We start from the raw sequence: 18,620 nt of genomic DNA, 5'->3' as shown, positions 1-18,620 counted from the left end.
TTCAGGCGCGTGGCCGATGGGGACTGGTCGACTGGCGGATGCGCATTTCCGGCTTGATGAGATGCATGCCGTCAGGTTCGTGGCTGCCGGCGAGACGATCGAGAAGCGCGCGCGCAGCCAGACGGCCGACTTCGGTCTGGCCGTTCCAGACGGTCGTCAGCGCCGGTGTGGCGATCGAAGCTTCCTCGAGATCGTCATAACCGGTGACGGAAATGTCGCGCCCCGGCACCAGTCCGGCACGGGCAATGCCGTTCATCAGGCCGATGGCGACGAGATCGTTCCAGCAGACGGCGGCCGTCGGCTTCTGCGGCAGCGAGAGGAAATGCACCGCGGCCTCGAAACCGCCCTGCTTCGAGCGCGGACCGGGAATACGCAGGTTCGGATCGACCTCGATGCCGGCCTTGCGCAGCGCATTGACATAACCCTGGTAGCGGTCGCGGCCGGTGGACGTCTGGTCCGTGCCGCCGATCATCGCGATCGAGCGGTGACCGAGGCCGATCAGGTGGTTGGTGGCAAGAGAAATGCCGTAACTGTCGTCACCGCGATAGGTCGGCAGTTCCAGACCGTCCATCGAGCGGGCGACAAGGATTGCCGGCATGCCGTTTTCCTCCGCCAGCTGCAGATCTTCCGGCGGCGTGCCGATCGCCGGCGACATGATGACGCCGTCGCCGCCGAGCTGCAGGAGCGTTTCGATGAAGGTGCGCTGCTTTTCGACATTGTCGTAATGGTTGGAAAGGATGAAGGTGTGGCGGCTGCGATCGAGCTCGCTTTCGATCGCCTTCAGGATCTCGCCGTAGAAGGGGTTCATGATGTCGTGCACGACGACGCCGATGATGCCGGAGCGCGAGGTGCGCAGGCTGGCGGCACGGCGATTGTAGATGTAGCCGAGCGCGCGCGCCTGTTCCTTGATCTTCTCCCGCGTATTGCCGGCAACCAGCGGACTGTCGCGCAAGGCGAGCGATACGGTCGCCGTTGAAATGCCGAGCGTTTCGGCGATTGTCGAAAGCTTGATCTTCTGGACCACGTGTCCTCCTCCAGGCAGCACGCAAGACAGCAGACCGCGTCGGAAAACCGGCGCGGTCCCTTAAAATGTTTAATTAAAAGATTTAACAGGCGGAAGCAATTCGTCTTTTCAGCGAAATTTCAGTCTTCATCAGGTTCTTCCAAAGGAAGCGCTTCGGCCTGCAGATTGGCGTCGATCGCCTTCAGCAGACGCACGAGATTGCGGATTTCCTTTTCTGAAAATTCCAGCGTCGCCAGCCGGTCGCAGGCCGAGGCCGCCATCTCGATCGCCCGCACGCTGTCACGGCCGAGCGCCGTGAGATAGACCTTGGTCAGGCGCGCATCCTCGGCATCGGGCTTGCGCTCGAGGAAGCCCTGCGCCTCCATGCGGCCGATCGTGCGGGTCATCGTCGGCGCCTTGACGCCGAGCTTTTGGGCAAGGCCGCCCGCCGTCATGCCGTCGCTCTCGGCGAGCGAGAGAATGACGCCGTCCTGGCCGGCATAGAGGCCGCTTTCGAACAGGTTGCGCGACAGCACCGTACGCATGGAACGAGCCGCCTGGGTCAGCGCCGGCGAGAGATCGACGAGCGTATACTCCGTCTGGTCCTTCTTCTTGGACTTGCTCTTCTTGCCGTCCTTATGCTTCTTTCCCATAGCCATCCCTTTGATCTTTAAGCCCCGACGCCGCTGCGATATGACATTGCCCAGGATCTCGTCATAAACAAGAGGCAACGACCGGATGATGACGCCTTCGCCCCGCTTCGACGAAAGCCGCCCGGCCTCGACCCCTGCCCCGCGCCGCCCGATCGCCGTGCTGCCGCTTGGTGCTCATGAGCAGCACGGCCCTCACCTGCCCTTCGAAACCGACACGCTGATTGCCGAAGGCATCGCCCAACGATTGAAGGCGGCCCTGCCCGCCGGTCTGCCGGTCACCTTCCTGCCCGCCGAATCGGTCGGCTACTCCATAGAGCATATGGATGTTGAAGGAACAAAGACGCGCGCCTTCGACGAGGCGGTCCACCGCTGGCTCGGCATTGCCGAAGGCCTGGCCAAGCAGGGTACCCGCAAATTGGTGATGCTGAACGCCCATGGCGGCAACTCGCCCCTGATGACCATCGTCGCAACCGAGGCGCGGGTCCGCTTTGCTATGCTGGCCGTGGCGACGAGCTGGACCCGCTTCGGCCTGCCGGACGGGGTGATCCCGCCGGGGGAAAAGGCGATCGGCATTCATGGCGGCGACATCGAGACCTCGGTCATGCTGGCGCTTCATCCTGACAGGGTTGATATGGCGAAGGCCGCAGATTTCCCTTCGCGACAGACGGAATTTGCCGAACGCTTCAAACATCTGCGCGCCTACGGGCCGCACGCCTTCGGCTGGAAGATGTCGGATCTCAATGCCGAAGGCGTGGCAGGCAATGCCATGGCGGCGACGGCTGAAAAGGGCGAGGCGCTGATTGCCCATGCGGTAAGGGGCCTGGTGGAACTGCTGGAAGATGTCGATGCCTTCGACGTCGGCGAGTTCCGGTGAAGACGGATCCGCACCGGCAGATGATGTGATCTTATAACATTATAAAACCCTTTGAACTGCCGCGCCCATGCCATTATATGAGACCAACCGTTTAAGCAGCCGATCCAAAACGCTCGGCCCACGCCTAATCCTAGAGGTTCTCATGACCGACGCGACAGCCACCCTGAAGCCCATTCCCGTCACCGTGCTCACCGGTTATCTCGGTGCCGGCAAGACGACGTTGCTCAACCGCATCCTGTCGGAAAATCACGGCAAGAAATATGCGGTCATCGTCAATGAATTCGGCGAGATCGGCATCGACAACGACCTGATCGTCGAGTCGGATGAAGAGATCTACGAGATGAACAATGGCTGCGTCTGTTGCACGGTGCGCGGCGACCTGATCCGCGTCGTCGAAGGCCTGATGCGCCGTCCCGGCCGCTTCGACGGCATCATCGTCGAAACGACGGGCCTTGCCGATCCGGTGCCGGTCGCCCAGACCTTCTTCATGGATGACGACGTGCGCGCCAAGACCGAGCTCGACGCCGTCATCGCTCTCGTCGACGCCAAGCACCTGCCGCTGCGCCTGAAGGACAGTCGCGAGGCCGAAGATCAGATCGCCTTCGCCGACGTCGTCGTCATCAACAAGAGTGACCTGGTGACCACCGAAGAACTTGACGTGATCGAAGACATCGTCCGCGCCATCAACCCGGCCGCCCGCGTTTACAAGACCAGCCGCTCGGGCGTCGACCTCGCCCGTGTGCTCGACCAGGGCGCCTTCAACCTGGAGCGTGCGCTCGAAAACGATCCGCATTTCCTCGAGCACGGCCATGACGATCATGTCTGCGGCCCGGATTGCGATCATCATCACCATGATCACGATCATCAGCATGATGATCACGACCACCACCATCACGACCATGAGCATCACCATCATGGCGCGATGTCGGCGATTCACGATGTCACGGTGCAGTCGGTGTCGCTGCGCGGCGGCGAGATGAACCCGGAGCGCTTCTTCCCCTGGATCCAGAAGGTCACCCAGATTCAAGGCCCGAACATCCTGCGCCTCAAGGGCATCATCGCCTTCAAGGACGACCCCGAGCGTTACGTCGTTCAGGGCGTGCACATGATCATCGAGGGCGATCATCAGCGGCCGTGGAAGGACGGCGAGAAGCATGAAAGCCGTCTCGTCTTCATCGGCCGCGATCTCGACCGTGAAAAGCTCGAGGCCTCCTTCAAGGCATGCGAGGCAGCCGCCTGATGCCGACAGTTGCACCGCTTGATCTCGACGGCCACGTTCTGGCCGTCGAATTTTTAGGTGACATCCCCTTCTTCGCAAACGCAAACGGCACGTTTCATCGGCTGGACGGCGGCGAGAGGGTTTGCGAGGCCCATCAGGGCATGCTCACCGCCATCCGCGATCCCTATAGCGACAGCCTGATCTCGGGCGGCGAGGACGGCAAGGTGCTGCGCATTGCCGCCGACGGCAGCGTCAGCGAACTCGCGACGGCGCCGCGCAAGTGGATCTCGCAGGTCGCGGCCGGCCCGCAGGGCGCCGTCGCCTATTCTCATGGCAAGAGCTCGCTCGTTCGCCTCGCTGACGGCACCACCAAGGAATTCCCGGAGGAACGCACCGTCGAAGGCATCGCCTTCGCGCCGAAAGGCCTGCGCATCGCCGCCGCCCGTTACAATGGCGTGTCGCTGCATTGGGTCGGCACGAGCGCCAAACCGGTCGATCTCGAATGGAAGGGCGCCCATACCGGCGTCACCTTCTCGCCTGACGGCAATTTTCTCGTCACTTCGATGCAGGAAAATGCCTTGCACGGCTGGAAGCTCGACAGCAAACCCGGCGCCGAGGCCCGGCACATGCGCATGACCGGCTATCCCGCCAAGGTGAAATCGCTGTCCTGGTCGGTGAAGGGCAAATGGCTCGCCTCATCGGGCGCGCCCGCAGCCATCGTCTGGCCCTTCCAGGGCAAGGACGGGCCGATGGGCAAGGCGCCGCTCGAACTCGGCACCCGCGCCAATATCATGGCGACCTCGGTCAGGTTCCATCCGCTGGAGGACATCCTTGCCATCGGCTTCATCGACGGCATGATTCTGGCCGTACGCATCGCCGACAGCAAGGAAGCGCTGCTGCGCCGCCCCGGCAAGGGCGCGATCACGGCGATGAGCTGGAGCGCAAACGGCAAGCTGCTCGCTTTCGCCTCCGAAGCCGGCGATTGTGGCGTCATCGATATTTCGGCGTGAGTTCCTGTTACCGGCAATGGGCGACGCCGTGACCGAACCGGAGATCGTGGCGCTTGGCGCCGAGCATATGCAGGCGGCGGCGGCAATCAGGCGCGTCGCCCTGTGGCGGCGATTGCCTTGGCTGCCGGATCTGCATACGCCTGAGGAGGAAGAGCAGTACTGGCGCACGCATCTCCTGCCGAATTGCACCATCCTCGGCGCCAAGATCGGAAACCGGCTGGTCGGCGTTATCGCCTATGGTGACGGCTGGATCGAACAGCTTTACGTTCTCCCTGATTTCCAGAATATCGGCATCGGCTCCCTGCTGCTCGGCTGCGCCCGGGAGGAGATGGATGAAATCAGGCTCTGGACGTTCCAGCGCAACAGCGGCGCCCGCGCTTTCTACGAGCGGCACGGTTTTTCCGTCGAGGAAAAAACCGATGGTCTCGACAACGAGGAAAAGGAGCCCGACGTGCTCTATCACTGGCGCCGGCTTCCGGAGCTGACGCCTGGCCTACAGCCGTCTGATCCAGGGCCGTAGAACATCGGACTTGCCAAATGCCCTAGAACAGGATGATTTTAGGCCCGGTCGGCCTAAAATCATCCTGTTCTAAATTAAAGAGTTAGAGCATGATGTCGTCCGAAAACCGCTCACACTTTTCGGCATCATGCTCTAGCCAGGCGAAACATGAACCGCGCGCAGCAAGTGGCTGCGCTGTCGCTGACAGAGGAAACGGGAATGCCGAAATCGACCGGCCTCGGTTTGGCCGAACAACAGCCGCCGTCCCCGGACAATGCCTCCGTCTGGGCGGTGATCCGCGCCGAGGCGGCCGAACTTGCCGTGCGCGAGCCGATCTTGCGACGGCTGCTGGCCACAGAGGTAACGGATGCCACCGGCAACAATGAGATCATCGCCCGGGTGCTGGCGGCGCGGCTTTCGGTGACGCAGGTGGAAACAGGCAATCTGTTCGATCTTATCCTCTCCACCCTCACCGACGATATCATGCGGAAGATCGAGGCCGATCTCGCAGCCGTGCGCGAGCGCGACCCGGCCTGCACGACGTTCCTGCACGCGCTCCTCAACCTTAAGGGTTTTCATGCGCTGCAGACGCACCGCATCGCCCACGCGCTCTGGAATGCCGGCCGGCCGGAAATCGCCACCTGGCTCTCCAATCTTGCCTCGCTGGTCTTCGGCCCGGATATCCATCCGGCCGCACGGATCGGCGCTTCCATCATGCTCGATCATGGCTCGGGCATTGTCATCGGCGAAACCGCAGTGATCGAGGACGAAGTATCGATCCTGCAGAATGTGACGCTCGGCGGCACCGGCAAGGAAACCGGCGACCGCCACCCGAAGATCCGCCACGGCGTGATGATCGGCGCCGGCGCCAAGATTCTCGGCAATATCGAAATCGGCGCCTTCAGCAAGATCGCCGCCGGCAGCGTCGTGCTAAAAGCGGTTCCCGAACATTGCACGGTCGCCGGCGTGCCGGCCACGGTCGTGCGCATTCACCGCGCCGATGAAATCCCGGCCGAAACGATGGATCAGAATATCTAGATGTTTCGCTACGCCGCCTGCTGACTTTCCCAGAAGGCTTCGACGCGGTTGCGGCCTTCGCGCTTCGAGCGATAGAGCGCTTCATCCGCCTTGTGGACCAACTGCCCGAAATCCCCGTCGCTTTGCGCGCGCGTGGCGACGCCGATGCTCAGCGTCGGAAAGACGGCCAGATCCGGCCGTTGCATGACGGCGGCTGCGAAAGTGAGACGAATGCGCTCGGCGATCGCTACCGCCTCTTCTTGGGAAGCCTTTTTCAGCACCGCCAGGAACTCATCGCCGCCTTGCCGGGCGAGCAGATCATGGGGCTGCATGATGTTTCTCGAAACATTGACAAAGAGCCGCAGGATCTCGTCGCCGGCGGCGTGGCCGTGCCTATCGTTCAGCTGTTTGAAATGGTCGATATCGATGATCAGCAGCGAAACCGGCTGAGAGCCGAGAGCGGGCAAACGCTGGGCAAGTCCCCCGCGATTGAGCGCACCGGTCAGCGGATCGTGATGGGCGAGTTCGGTCAGCTGATTTCGGCTACGCTCGGCCGCCATCAGCACCATCGCCATGCTGCGCAGCATGATGAAGGCGACGGCCGACACCGCCATCCAGCTATGAGCCGCGCTGGCGCCGAAAGGATCCGGCCCGCCGATCTCGCCGGTTGCCGCAAGAATGCTGCGCGCGGCAAAAATCATCGCTGTGCAAATGTAAAGACCGACAAGCAGGGCTGCCGAATACAGCCTTTCGCGCCGGACGATGCTGACGGCTTCCCTCGCAATGGCAAGATCGCAGAGGCAGCAGATGACGGAGACATAGAGGAGCCTTGCCGATACCGCGGTGGGGTCGCTGACGATAAGCACGACAGGCACGCTGACGAGGAGGATCGCAAGCCAGAAATAGCGTTGGTCGAGACCCCGTCCGGAAAAGATGCGCACGGCAAAGAACATCAGCATGTAGCCAGCGATGGTGACGATATTGCCGCCGTCGACCGAAACCGAATAGGGAACGATACCGCGCAGCGCGACGAGGAAGGATCCGACGCCGACAAGCAGGTTGCTTAAACCCCAGCAGAGCGGCCACCTGTCGAAGCGGCCAGTGGCATAGGCTGCAAGCTGGAGAATGCCCAGCACGAAACAGCTCACGGCAACAATAAAATAGATCGTCCTGAGATCCAGCAGCATGACGCTTTCCCGAAATTCTCGCGGACCCTACAGGAAGCCTTTTGCGGTTTGATTGGAGGCTTTGCTAAAAATTTATCGATCACCGTTTTTTCAAGCGGCCCGCACCGCGCCGATGATATCCGCCAGCAGGCCGTGCAGCAGATCTCTGTAGCCGTTTCGCGCCGAGGGGCCGCTCTCCTCGGAAGTCATGACGACCGTCAGATCGAGCGACGGCACGATATAGAGCATCTGACCGCCGTAACCCCAGGCAAAATGCACCTGCTCGCCGCCGATCTGCCGGGTGAACCAGCCATAGCCATATTCATCGCCGGAGAAACGTGAGTTGGTCTGATGCTGCCATGACTGGGAAATCCAGTCCCCGGGGACGACCTGGCGGCCTTCGGCGGTCTTGCCGCCGTTGCGATAGAGTTCGCCGAAGGCAAGCAAGGAGCGCGCGCTCATCGCCATCTGATTGCCGCCGAGATAGATGCCCTGCGGATCCTGCTCCCATGCACCGATGCGAAAACCCTCGACCGGGCCGAGCCAATCGCGCGCCAACGCCAGCGTCGAGCGGCGGCCGACCCTGGTGAGAATGGCCGAAAGCAGATGCGTGGATGCGGTGGAATAGAGCATTTCGCCGCCGGGCCGATCGACGAAAGGCTGCGAAAGCGCAAAACGCACCCAGTTGCGCGAGGAGACCCAGCGGCCGTAATTCGGTCCGGACATGCGATCGAGCCCCGTCTGCATGGAGAGAAGATTGCCGATCGTGATGTCGTTGAGACGCGGATCCGGTGTTTCAGGCAGATCGGCTTTCAGGATCGGCGCGATCTTCTGATCGGGTCCCTCAAGCAGGCCTTTGCCGATGGCGATGCCGACAAGCGCCGAAACGATCGCTTTCGAAGCGGATTTGATATTGGCCGATTCCGCCGGAGAATGTCCGCGGAAGCCGCGTTCGGCAAGCACGCGTCCGCCGCGCGCGACGATCACCGTTTTGAGCGGCCGCATCGCCGGGTCGCTGGCCGCCCGATCGAGACGCGGACCAAGCCCGGTGACGGCGCGGGCCGTGCTCTGGGCGGCAGCCGGCGCCGCTGCGGCAAGCGACAGAAAAAAGAAAAACAGCAGCGAGAGAGCGCGGACCATGCGGGGCAAGATAAGGTATTGCCGCGACAGGGTCGCGGGCCGACCGCATTTTTCACGCGATTGTGTTGCCAGTGCACCGGTGGCCGCGGTGCCCGCTTCGCCCACGCCGCCGGGCGGGAAGACAATCCGCGCCGCGACCACGGCAGGCCCGCCTGCCTGCATGGTCAAGCGGCGCGGATATTGCCGGCCGGAGGAAGGATATCCGACCCCGGCCAGCCGATGGGTTAGGCGGCGCGGCGAACCGGCGCGCTGGCCAGCAGGCGCCCGGACGGGACGATCATGCCGGCCGCGCAGTCAAGCCAGCCTTCCGTAAGCTCGAGCGCAAGAAAGCGCGAGCGTTCGAACGGACCGGGCATGACGAGATGGCGAGCCTTTTCGGCAAAGAAGCCGAAACGCTCGTAATAGGCGGCGTCGCCGACGAGCAGGACGGCGCCATGGCCGCGGTTCTTTGCTTCGAGGATCGCCGCACGCATCAGCGCCGCGCCGATGCCCTTGCCGCCGTGACGGGAATCGACGGCGAGCGGACCGAGCAGCAGCGCGTTGATCGGCGTGCCTGCATCGTTGACGCCGGCCTCGACGTTCCAGAGCCGCACCGTGCCGATGACATGACCGTCGCGGTCACGCGCGACCAGCGCCAGGCCCTCGGCCGGAACACGGTTGCGGCGGATCTTCTCCGACGACTTCTTGCGGCGATCCGGCCCCATGACGCGGTCGAGTAGGTTTTCACGGGCAACGACATCCGAGGGATTTTCGGCGTCGATGGCAAAGGTGGTGGGCGCAAAGAATGCGCGGACAGAATCAAGAACAGCGGCCATCTTGGCCTCCCGTACCCAATACCGTTATCAGCGGCGATGAAGGAAAATTGTGAAGTTGCCGCCCCGGCTGGTTACGGGGCCGGCGGAAACGACCTTAGATGACGTAGGCCTTCAGCGGCTCGAAACCGTTGAAAGCGACCGCCGAATAGGTCGTCGTATAGGCGCCGGTGCCTTCGATCAGGACCTCGTCGCCGATCGAAAGGGAGATCGGCAGCGGATAGAGGTTCTTCTCGTAGAGCACGTCGGCCGAATCGCAGGTCGGGCCGGCGATGACGCAGGGCTCCATCTCGTCGCCGTCGTGCTCCGTGCGGATCGGATAGCGGATGGCTTCGTCCATCGTCTCGGCGAGACCGCCGAACTTGCCGATGTCGAGGAAGACCCAGCGGGCATCGTCATTGTCCGACTTCTTCGAAATCAGAACGACTTCAGCCTTGATGACGCCGGCATTGCCGACCATGCCGCGGCCCGGCTCGATGATCGTCTGCGGGATCTGGTTGCCGAAATGCGTGCGCAGCGCCTGGTAGATCGACTTGCCGTAAGCTTCTGCGGACGGAACGTCGCGCAGATACTTGGTCGGGAAGCCACCGCCCATGTTGACCATCTGCAGGTGGATGCCCTGCTTGGCAAGCGAGACGAAGACGCGCTTGGCATCGGCAAGTGCCGAATCCCAGGCATCGACCTTGGTCATCTGCGAACCGACATGGAACGAGACACCGTAGGACTGCAGGCCGAGCTGATGGGCGTAGACGAGAACGTCGACGGCCATCTGCGGAACGCAGCCGAACTTGCGCGACAGCGGCCATTCGGCGCCTTCGCCATCGGTCAGCACGCGGCAGAAGACGCGGGCGCCGGGAGCGGCGCGCGAGATCTTCTCGACTTCCTCGTGGCTGTCGACCGCAAAGAGGCTGACGCCAAGTGCATGCGCGCGGGCGACGTCGCGTTCCTTCTTGATCGTGTTGCCGAAGGAGATGCGGGCAGCGGTCGCGCCGGCTTCGAGCGCCATTTCGATTTCGGCAACGGATGCGCAATCGAAATTGGAGCCGAGGCCTGCGAGCAGCTTCAGCACCTCAGGAGCCGGGTTGGCCTTGACGGCGTAGTAGATGGCGCTGTCCGGCATCGCGTGACGGAAGGCGTGGAAATTGTCGCGAACGACGTCGAGGTCGACCACGAGGCAGGGACCGTCGGGACGTCGGGTTGCGAGAAAGTCGCGGATGCGCTGGGTGGTCATATCGATTCCCTCTTCCAATTCCAGAGCTCCGGCATGAACCGGAGGACAAAGGGCATACGAGAACTCGCATTGGAACCAGCCGGTGGAGACCCCGGAACCATAGCAAGCGCTCGATGCGCGGATAGTGAACCAACGCCGCGGACGCGGTGTAAGTTCGGCTTTGTCTGCCATGGATTGGAGGGAGAATCCCAACCGCACTTCCGGCAATGATGGTGTGCCTCTTCAGTAACCCCCGCTGATGGAAAGCAGGGAGAGAACAAAAAGGCCCGCACCGTCGTTGCTTCAGGCGTCCTCGCATTTTCCGGTTGGCCGGAATAGCGACTGGAGGGGTTAATTCCAGGTACCTTACCGATTTCCTCACCAATTCGAGGGTTCGGCGGACACCCATGGGCACGTGCGACTTTGGGCTGAGGTGGAAATAAGAATATTCGCCTTCACAATCAAGCGTTTTTTTGATCTGGAGGTCAAAAAAATAATTGAACAGGTCGGGCCAATTTGTTCAATGTTTCGAAACAGCTTGGGGAAGCGCCATGGACACTCTGACCCGCATACGCGCCTTCATCGATGTCGTCGAGGCCGAAGGCTTTTCCGCCGCCGCACGGCGCACCGGCCGCTCGAAGGCGCTGCTTTCCAAATATGTGCGCGAACTGGAAGACGAACTCGGCGCTCTGCTGCTCAACCGCACCACCCGGCAGTTCTCGATGACCGAAGCCGGCCACACCTATTACCGCAGCGCCTCCGATATTCTGAAGGAGATCGACAATCTTGCCGATCTCGTGCGCGAAAACAACGCCCAGTTGAAGGGACGGCTGCGCATCTCGGTGCCCCGCACCTTCGTCGACGCCGACGTCGGCCAGTCGCTGATCGATTTTGCCGCCGAGAACCCGGACCTTTCGCTGGAGATCGCCGCCGATGACCGATTCGTCGACCTGATCGAGGAAGGCTTCGACGTGGCGATCCGGATTTCCAAGCTCGAAGATTCCGGCATGATCGCCCGCAAGATCTCCGATTTCCGCGTCCATCTCTGCGCCACCCCGGATTTTATCGAGCGCCATCCCGATCTTGAGCATCCGAGCGACATCTCCAATGTCCCCTTCATCGTCGATACCAATTCGCGCACCCAGGGGAGCATTCGCTTCTACAACCCCGATAACACAACCTTCACCGTCGCCGTCTCCGGGCCGATAGAGGTCAACAGTCCGCATGCGACATTGCGCGCCGCCCTCGCCGGCATCGGCATCGCTCTCATCCCCGATTTCGTCGCCCGCAAGCCGATCGAGAGCGGCGAACTGCTGACGCTGTTTAACGATTACATCCCGACCGACCGCGGCATCTATGCCGTCTACCCGCACCGGCGCTACCTGCCGGCCAAGGTGAGGATCTTCGTCGACTACCTGCACAACTGGTTCAAGAAGCATCCGTGAGGCTGGGCCGAAAGAACCCGCCCGACTGGGCGATCGGACGTCGACGATCGGCATCGGCCGCAAGCCGGTCCCAATTCCGTCCCAATTTCTGGCAAGAACTCGGGTCGAGCGAATAAGGCAGCGGGACGCATGAAAAAATCCATACCATTGATAGCCGCGCTTCTTTCGCTGGCGCCGGCCGCCGCCCTTGCGCATCCGCATATCTTCGTGGAGGCGCGGCTCGAAGTCGTCGCCGGCGCCGACGGCAGCATCGAGGAACTGCGTAATGTCTGGCGCTTCGACGAGGTCTTCTCCTCCTCGGTCGTCATGGATTTCGACAAGAACACCGATCTGAAGCTGGAGCCGAACGAACTCGCGCAGGTCGGGAAAACGGTGAAGCAGTCGCTTGCCGATTACGACTACTACATGAATCTGACGGTCAACGGGAAGAACGTCACCGTCCAGCAGCCTGACATCATCCATGTCGATTATAAGAACGGCCAGCTCCTGATGTTCTTCGCGGTCAAGCCGGCGGAGAAGATGCCACTCAAGGGCAGGCTCACTTTCGGCGTCTACGACCCGACGCTCTATACGTCGATCGACTTTCCGACCGACAACGAACTCTCCACGGTCGGCGACAACTTCAAGGCCTGCAAACACCAGGTGGTGAGACCGGATGCCGACGAGGTGATCTCGCAAAACAAGCAGTCGCTGACGGATGCCTTCTTCAACGATCCGACCGGCACCAACATGTCCAAGCTCTTCGCCACGCGGCTGGAGATCACATGTTGATGAAACGCCCCCTCATCCTTTCCGCAGCACTGCTTGCGCTCGTGACGGCGGCAAGCCTTGCCCACGCGCAATCGCCGCTCGGCATCGGTACGGCCGAACCGAGTTTTCAACCGACCGGCGGGCCGTTCGCACCGCTTCTGCTCTATGTGAACTATGAACAGCAGGCCTTCTACCGGGCGCTGACGGATGCCTTGAAGGGCATGCGCGAGGATCCGTGGCAGCTGACATCGCTGATCGGTCTTTCCTTCGCCTACGGCGTCTTCCATGCCGCCGGCCCCGGCCACGGCAAGGCGGTCATCTCCTCCTACATGATCGCCAACGAGGTCGAGCTGAAGCGCGGCGTGGTGATTTCCTTCATTTCGGCCTTCATCCAGGGGGTCGTCGCCGTCGCCCTGGTCGGCGGCGCCTGGCTGGTGCTGCGCGGCACCGGCATCACGCTGACGGCCGCGACCCATGCGATGGAAATCGCAAGCTTCGTCATGGTCATCCTCTTCGGCGGCTGGCTGCTGTTTCGCAAACTGCGCTCGATGGCGGGCAATTTGCCGCGCCGCCGGCTGATGGCCACCTCCGCCGGTCCGGTCAGCATGATGCTCGATTGGAAGGACAACGCCGCCGAACGCCAGGCCTATGCCTTCAATGGCAAGGCGCAGGCCGTGGACGCCGGCCACACCTTCGTTCCGGGCATGGTCTGCGAGACCTGCGGCAATGCACATGTGCCGGATCCGGCCCTGCTCGCCGGCGACAAGTTCAGCGTCCGCGAAGCCTGGTCGGCGATCGTGGCCGTCGGCCTCCGCCCGTGCTCCGGTGCGCTTCTGGTCATGACCTTTTCGCTGCTGAACGGTCTCTATCTCGGCGGCATGCTGTCGGTCGCCGCCATGTCGCTCGGCACGGCAATCACCGTGTCGCTGCTTGCCACTCTCGCCGTCACCGCCAAGGGTGCTGCCATCCGCCTCTCCGGGCGCGGCTCGACCACCTCGGTCTGGATCGGCAACGCCATCGAAATCCTCGGCGCCCTGCTGGTCATCCTCATGGGCGTCCTGCTGCTCGGCGCCTCCCTGCAAGGCTGACCTTATTTTTTTCGGCCGCGCTGGTAACGCGCCCTGAGCCAGAAGACCGCGAAAAACGCCATGATCAGGCAGACGCCGACGGCAATTCCCAGCACCGGCGAGAAATTGCCGATCCATAAAACGATGGTCGGCAGAAAATAGATGACGAGGCCGGCGCCGAGCAGGATGATGGCGGCGGCAGTCGCCTGCGAGCGGCTCTCGGGGGTCACGCGAGCCTTTCCTTCTCCAGATCGGCACGAATGTCGTGCAGGCGTCGGATCTGTTTGCCGGCGACGTCGAAATTATCGGGCGAAAGCCAGGCCTCGAAAGCATCGTTGATCAGCGGCCAATCGGCATCGATCATCGAGAACCAGGCGGTGTCGCGGTTGCGATGCTTGGAGATCATGTGCTGACGGAACACCCCTTCGAAGCTGAAGCCGTACCGCACCGCCGTCGTCTTGCTCGCCTCGTTGTTATTGTCGCATTTCCATTCGTAGCGGCGGTAGCCGAGATCTTCGAAGACATGTTTGGCCATCAGGTAGTGCGCCTCGGTGGACAGCGGCGAACGGCTCATATCGGACCCATGCGCCACGCCGCCGATCTCGACGACACCATTTGCCGGGTCGGCGCGCATATAGTTCGCCATGCCGACAATCTTGCCGCTGGCGTTGTCGCGGAAGATATGAGTGAGCCAGCCCGACTTGGTGTGGACGGCCTCCAGCCAGTTGGCGAAATCTTCGATACCGGAGAAATCGTCCTGCGCGAAATAAAGCAGCAGCGGGTTGATGCCCATGCCGCCGAGCCCGTCCCACAACGCCTCGAGATGTTCCGCGCGCCGATAGGGCTCGACAGTGACGAAACGGCCCTTCAGCGTGACCGGCTTCGGCGCCGGGCAGCCCTTGAAATTTGCAAGATCGCGCATGTTCACTCCCCTTGTCTAGGAGTGGATAGGCCAGCCGCCCGACAAAGGCAACCGGCCGAGATGTTACTGTGACAAGGTGGTCTTGGCGGACGACACCGTCGCCTCGATATGGTCGACCAGCTGGTCGGCGAGACCGAGCCGGCCGGCAAGCAGATCGAGGTAGCCGCGTTCGGCGCGCGAATCCGGATCGATGGTGAGCCGCGAGGCGGTGTAGAGCTCGACGCGCTGCTCTTCCGTGACGGCAGCGGCGACGAGCGCATCGATATCCGTCGGCGACGCGAGTTCGCGCTCGATGAAGGCGGCGGCCTCGCCACTGACGTCGGCGGCGGTGATCTTGTCCATGATGAGCGCACGTTCGGCGGCGTCGATATGGCCGTCCGCTTTGGCGGCGGCAATCATCGCGCGGATCAGGACCAGTACGAATTCATTGCTGCCGGCAGGAGACGCCGGCCCGAAACCGGATTCGACAGGCGGCGGCAGAAGTACCGGATTGTTTGCCGAGGGTGCATCCGAGGGGGCTGCGGGCGCCTGCCCCGCCTGATAATTCTTGTAGGCCTGGTAACCAAGGCCGGCAATGGCGGCAAGACCGCCGATCGCCAGGGCATTGCCGGCAATACTGCGGCCGGTCTTGGTGCCGAGAAGCGCGGCGGCGATCGCACCGGTCTTCATCGGATTGTTCTTTGCCGTCTGGACGGCATCGCCGGCCCTGTCACGGACCGAACCGCCGAGACCCGGCACCTGCGAACCCAAGAACTGGTCGAGAAGCTTCTTTGCGTCGAACATTCCTCGTCATCTCCCTGTTTGAAGCTGGAGGAGTACATAGGTTTGCGACGGTTGAAATACAAATGTGAGGGCTCGCCAAGAGGCGCACCCCCTCTGCCCTGCCGTGCATCTCCCCCACAAGGAGGGAGATTGGCTGGGCGTGAGGGCTTCCCCAAACAACTGACAGCCACGATGGGGAGGAAAGGCTAACCTCCTGCCGATCTCACCCCTTGTGGGGGAGATGTCCGGCAGGATAGAGGGGGGTTCACACCCACCCTAAGAAAATACGATCTCAGGCCTTCAGCGCCGCCGCTTCCGCCGCGAGCTTGGTAATGCCTGCCCAATCGCCGGCAGCGACCAGTTCCTTCGGCGCCACCCAGGAACCGCCGACGCAGATGACGTTCGGCAGCGACAGGTAATCATTGGCGTTCTTCAGCGAAATGCCGCCGGTCGGGCAAAACAGCGTGCCGGCAAGGGGTGAGGAAAGCGCCTTGAGGAAGGCGGCGCCGCCGGCCTGCTCGGCAGGGAAGAACTTCAGCACCTGGTAACCTTCTTCGCGCAGCGCCATGACTTCGCTGGCAGTCGCAGCGCCCGGAAGCAGCGGCACATCGGAATCGGCGGCAGCATCGAGCAGCTCCTGCGTCGTGCCCGGGCTGACGATGAACTTCGAACCGGCCTCGACGGCGGCCTGCCAATGGGCGGCATTCAGGATCGTGCCGGCGCCGACTTCAGCGCCCTCGACCTCGGCAGCGACGGCCCGCACCGCTTCGAGGGCCGCCGGCGTGCGCATGGTGATCTCGATTGCCTTCAGGCCGCCGGCGACGAGCGCGCGGGCCAGCGGCACCGCCGACTTGGCATCATCGACGATCAGGACCGGGACGACCGGCTGGAGTTTCAGGATGGAAAGGAGTTTTTCTGTTTTCTCGCCCATGGTCGCGCGACCTCCTTGAAACGATTGAAATTGCATCCCGAATAACGCCCCCGCCGACCCTTGTCGAGATAAAACCCGGTCGCATGAGAAGATGGGTAGGAAATGCGTGGAAATTGGTCTACCGTGCGACGATCGTCACAAAAGGTTCACTGACATGGCGAAAGAGATCGAGCGGAAGTTTCTGGTACGCAGCGATGGATGGCGATCCGCCGTCGAGACGAAATCCGTGCTCAAGCAGGGTTACATCGCCTCAATGGACGACCGCTCCGTCCGGGTGCGCACGCTCGACGGCCGGAAGGCGAAGCTGACGATCAAGATCGGCCGCAGCGCCATCACCCGCGACGAATTCGAATTTGACATCCCGATTGCCGATGCCGAAGAACTGTTGGAAAATGCGATCGGCATCGTCATCGAAAAAACGCGTTACCGCGTTCCGCATCAAGGTTTCGTCTGGGAGGTCGACGTCTTTGCCGGCGAGCATCGCGGATTGGTGATCGCCGAGGTCGAAATGACGTCGGAAACCGACGACCCGACCCTGCCCAGCTGGCTTGGCCGCGAAGTGACTGGCGATTTCCGCTATTCCAACCAGGCCCTCGCCACAGAATACGGGCATGACAGGCATGGCCTATCGCATTCGGCCTAACGCCGATTTCACCGAGGCGTTCCGCGACGTCGCGACCGAGCAGCTGGAAAGCGCTATCGCGGTCCTTGAGGAGCGGCCGGACGGCGCGCATGAGGCGATCCACTCCTTCCGCAAGAACCTGAAGCGGTTGCGCTCGCTCTACCGGCTCGTCGCGCGCGACGTGCCGGATTTTCAGGACCGCGAAAATGCAAGGCTGCGCGATGCCGCAGGCTCGCTGTCGGCAATCCGCGACGCCGCCGCCCTCATCGGCACGGCGCAATATCTGCAGCATTCAGCCCGCGGAAAAGAAGAGGGGGAAGCGCTCGGACGGATCGTCACCGTTCTCGAAGGCCGCCGTGACTGGATGGCGGAGGCCGAAAGCGGCCTGGAGCAGCGGCTCGCGGAAACCTCGGACGTTCTGAAGGAAGCGATCGCCGCACTCGATACAGTCTCATTTGATAGCGGTCATCGCAAGAATGCCCGCATGCTGGCGAAGAGCTGGCGCCGCACCGCGCGAAAGGCCGGGACCGCGCTGGCCGCCTGCCACGGCGAGGCGTCGGCCGACGATTTCCATGTTCTGCGCAAACGCACCTACGATTATCGACTCTATCACGCCCTGTTGCGCGACATCTGGCCGGGCGCGATGAAGGCCAAACGCGATGCGGCCAAGGAGCTCGTCGAGGATCTCGGCCATATTCACGACCTGGCAGTGCTCTGCGAACTGGTGGAAGCCGAGCCGCAGCTCTTCACCCGCAATGACGATCTGGCGCATCTGCTCGACGCCATCATCTTCCGCCAGCAGGAAGACCGGCGGCAGGCGCTTGTCAAAGCCGAAGCCGTTTTCGCCGATGATCCTGATGACGAAGCGCAGCGCATCGAACTGCTCTGGCTGACGGCCGCAAATTGAGCGGCGGCGTCATTATTTCGATTGCGCCAGCGCCTCTGAAATGTCGAAAGAAGCCCATTGACCTCAACCAGACTTGAGGTCCTACCCTCCGGCAGTCGCGACCAAGCAGACCTGACCGCGAGGAAAAAATGATTGCCGTAAATGCTGCAATGCCAAAGCTGCTCGGGCTCTACGAGACCCATCTGACCGTTGCCGACCTCAACACGTCCACGGATTTCTACCGGGATGTCGTCAGGCTCGAACCGGCGGCGTCATTCGAGGAGCGCAAAGTCACCTTCCTCTGGGTGGACGACAGGAAGACCGGCATGCTCGGCCTTTGGGAAACCGGAACCGGACCCCTGAGGATGCGGCTGCACATTGCCTTCCGCATGACTGTCGAAGGCGTGCTGCAGGCGCCCGCCGCTCTCAAGGCAAAGGGTGTCGAACCTCTCGGCTTCACCGGCGAACCGGCGGCGGAGCCGGTGGTTCTCGGCTGGATGCCGGCCCTGTCGATCTATTTCAAGGATCCGGATGGGCACTCGATCGAGTTCATCAGCATTCTCGACGACACTCCCGACCGAAGCTTCGGCGTGCGGCCGTTTTCGGAATGGAAGGCGAAAGCATAATCGGTA

The 18,620-nt window shown here is 62.2% G+C and carries 21 protein-coding genes; 11 read left to right on the top strand and 10 right to left on the bottom strand.

The window, feature by feature from the left end; genetic code table 11:
• Position 1: 1 nt before the first annotated feature.
• Both CO671_RS00525 and CO671_RS00520 read right to left on the bottom strand, forming a co-directional pair.
• Positions 2 to 1,024 carry a LacI family DNA-binding transcriptional regulator gene (locus CO671_RS00525; protein ID WP_020922290.1) on the bottom strand — a complete coding sequence of 341 codons (1,023 nt, stop codon included), beginning with the start codon at positions 1,022 to 1,024 and terminating at the stop codon, positions 2 to 4.
• Positions 1,025 to 1,143: 119 nt separating this feature from the next.
• A complete protein-coding gene (locus CO671_RS00520) occupies positions 1,144 to 1,656 on the bottom strand; it encodes a MarR family winged helix-turn-helix transcriptional regulator (RefSeq protein ID WP_041683777.1) in 513 nt (170 codons plus the stop codon).
• Between the two features lie 85 nt (positions 1,657 to 1,741).
• On the opposite strand from CO671_RS00520, the gene CO671_RS00515 reads away from it, so the two are divergent.
• The 5 genes from CO671_RS00515 (at position 1,742) to cysE (ending at position 6,296) form a co-directional block, all read left to right on the top strand.
• A complete protein-coding gene (locus CO671_RS00515; protein ID WP_097603900.1) occupies positions 1,742 to 2,530 on the top strand; it encodes a creatininase family protein in 789 nt (262 codons plus the stop codon).
• 142 nt (positions 2,531 to 2,672) lie between these two features.
• Positions 2,673 to 3,770, top strand: coding sequence for a GTP-binding protein (locus CO671_RS00510; protein ID WP_097603899.1), 1,098 nt, complete (start codon positions 2,673 to 2,675; stop codon positions 3,768 to 3,770).
• Complete coding sequence (locus tag CO671_RS00505) at positions 3,770 to 4,759, top strand: WD40 repeat domain-containing protein (RefSeq protein ID WP_097604074.1); 990 nt, start codon at positions 3,770 to 3,772, stop codon at positions 4,757 to 4,759. Before CO671_RS00510 ends, CO671_RS00505 begins: the two co-directional genes overlap by 1 nt.
• Before the next feature lie 16 nt (positions 4,760 to 4,775).
• Positions 4,776 to 5,279 carry a GNAT family N-acetyltransferase gene (locus CO671_RS00500; RefSeq protein WP_097603898.1) on the top strand — a complete coding sequence of 168 codons (504 nt, stop codon included), beginning with the start codon at positions 4,776 to 4,778 and terminating at the stop codon, positions 5,277 to 5,279.
• A 198-nt stretch (positions 5,280 to 5,477) separates the two neighbouring features.
• Positions 5,478 to 6,296 (top strand): serine O-acetyltransferase, encoded by an 819-nt coding sequence (gene cysE / locus CO671_RS00495; RefSeq protein WP_097604073.1) that lies wholly within the window; start codon positions 5,478 to 5,480, stop codon positions 6,294 to 6,296.
• Between the two features lie 8 nt (positions 6,297 to 6,304).
• Here the strand turns inward: cysE and CO671_RS00490 are convergent, their stop codons facing one another.
• From CO671_RS00490 to odc2, 4 genes are all read right to left on the bottom strand, one after another.
• A complete protein-coding gene (locus tag CO671_RS00490; RefSeq protein ID WP_097603897.1) occupies positions 6,305 to 7,462 on the bottom strand; it encodes a GGDEF domain-containing protein in 1,158 nt (385 codons plus the stop codon).
• Positions 7,463 to 7,552: 90 nt separating this feature from the next.
• Complete coding sequence (locus tag CO671_RS00485) at positions 7,553 to 8,581, bottom strand: serine hydrolase (RefSeq protein WP_097604072.1); 1,029 nt, start codon at positions 8,579 to 8,581, stop codon at positions 7,553 to 7,555.
• A 224-nt stretch (positions 8,582 to 8,805) separates the two neighbouring features.
• Positions 8,806 to 9,396, bottom strand: a complete 591-nt coding sequence (locus tag CO671_RS00480; protein WP_097603896.1) for an N-acetyltransferase — start codon at positions 9,394 to 9,396, stop codon at positions 8,806 to 8,808.
• A gap of 94 nt (positions 9,397 to 9,490) precedes the next feature.
• The gene (odc2, locus tag CO671_RS00475; RefSeq protein ID WP_038691369.1) at positions 9,491 to 10,624 is read right to left on the bottom strand and encodes an ornithine/lysine decarboxylase; all 1,134 of its coding nucleotides are present in this window, start codon (positions 10,622 to 10,624) and stop codon (positions 9,491 to 9,493) included.
• Between the two features lie 530 nt (positions 10,625 to 11,154).
• Here odc2 and CO671_RS00470 point away from each other — a divergent pair.
• The 3 genes from CO671_RS00470 to CO671_RS00460 all read left to right on the top strand — a co-directional run bounded on the left by CO671_RS00470 (position 11,155) and on the right by CO671_RS00460 (position 13,886).
• A complete protein-coding gene (locus CO671_RS00470) occupies positions 11,155 to 12,048 on the top strand; it encodes a LysR family transcriptional regulator (RefSeq protein WP_097603895.1) in 894 nt (297 codons plus the stop codon).
• Between the two features lie 129 nt (positions 12,049 to 12,177).
• Entirely contained in the window at positions 12,178 to 12,819 is a 642-nt protein-coding gene (locus CO671_RS00465; RefSeq protein ID WP_097603894.1) for a DUF1007 family protein, read from the top strand.
• Positions 12,813 to 13,886, top strand: coding sequence for a nickel/cobalt transporter (locus tag CO671_RS00460; RefSeq protein WP_097603893.1), 1,074 nt, complete (start codon positions 12,813 to 12,815; stop codon positions 13,884 to 13,886). Before CO671_RS00465 ends, CO671_RS00460 begins: the two co-directional genes overlap by 7 nt.
• A 2-nt stretch (positions 13,887 to 13,888) precedes the next feature.
• Here the strand turns inward: CO671_RS00460 and CO671_RS00455 are convergent, their stop codons facing one another.
• From CO671_RS00455 to CO671_RS00440, 4 genes are all read right to left on the bottom strand, one after another.
• A complete protein-coding gene (locus CO671_RS00455) occupies positions 13,889 to 14,095 on the bottom strand; it encodes a hypothetical protein (RefSeq protein WP_097603892.1) in 207 nt (68 codons plus the stop codon).
• The gene (locus tag CO671_RS00450) at positions 14,092 to 14,787 is read right to left on the bottom strand and encodes a GNAT family protein (RefSeq protein ID WP_097603891.1); all 696 of its coding nucleotides are present in this window, start codon (positions 14,785 to 14,787) and stop codon (positions 14,092 to 14,094) included. The genes CO671_RS00455 and CO671_RS00450 overlap by 4 nt, the downstream gene beginning before the upstream one ends.
• Positions 14,788 to 14,850: 63 nt before the next feature.
• Positions 14,851 to 15,570: a tellurite resistance TerB family protein gene (locus tag CO671_RS00445; RefSeq protein WP_097603890.1), complete on the bottom strand. Its 720-nt coding sequence runs from the start codon at positions 15,568 to 15,570 to the stop codon at positions 14,851 to 14,853.
• Positions 15,571 to 15,841: 271 nt separating this feature from the next.
• Positions 15,842 to 16,480 (bottom strand): 2-dehydro-3-deoxy-phosphogluconate aldolase, encoded by a 639-nt coding sequence (locus CO671_RS00440; RefSeq protein WP_097580438.1) that lies wholly within the window; start codon positions 16,478 to 16,480, stop codon positions 15,842 to 15,844.
• A gap of 154 nt (positions 16,481 to 16,634) precedes the next feature.
• Between CO671_RS00440 and CO671_RS00435 the strand changes: the two genes are divergently transcribed.
• The 3 genes from CO671_RS00435 to CO671_RS00425 all read left to right on the top strand — a co-directional run bounded on the left by CO671_RS00435 (position 16,635) and on the right by CO671_RS00425 (position 18,614).
• Positions 16,635 to 17,123, top strand: a complete 489-nt coding sequence (locus CO671_RS00435; protein ID WP_097603889.1) for a CYTH domain-containing protein — start codon at positions 16,635 to 16,637, stop codon at positions 17,121 to 17,123.
• A complete protein-coding gene (locus CO671_RS00430; RefSeq protein WP_097603888.1) occupies positions 17,101 to 18,009 on the top strand; it encodes a CHAD domain-containing protein in 909 nt (302 codons plus the stop codon). Before CO671_RS00435 ends, CO671_RS00430 begins: the two co-directional genes overlap by 23 nt.
• Before the next feature lie 128 nt (positions 18,010 to 18,137).
• Entirely contained in the window at positions 18,138 to 18,614 is a 477-nt protein-coding gene (locus CO671_RS00425) for a VOC family protein (RefSeq protein WP_097603887.1), read from the top strand.
• The last annotated feature ends 6 nt before the right edge of the window (positions 18,615 to 18,620 follow it).

The organism is Rhizobium sp. M10 (genome assembly GCF_002531955.1).
Taxonomy (GTDB): Bacteria; Pseudomonadota; Alphaproteobacteria; order Rhizobiales; family Rhizobiaceae; genus Rhizobium; species Rhizobium etli_C.
This window is presented reverse-complemented; position numbering and strand designations above follow the sequence as displayed.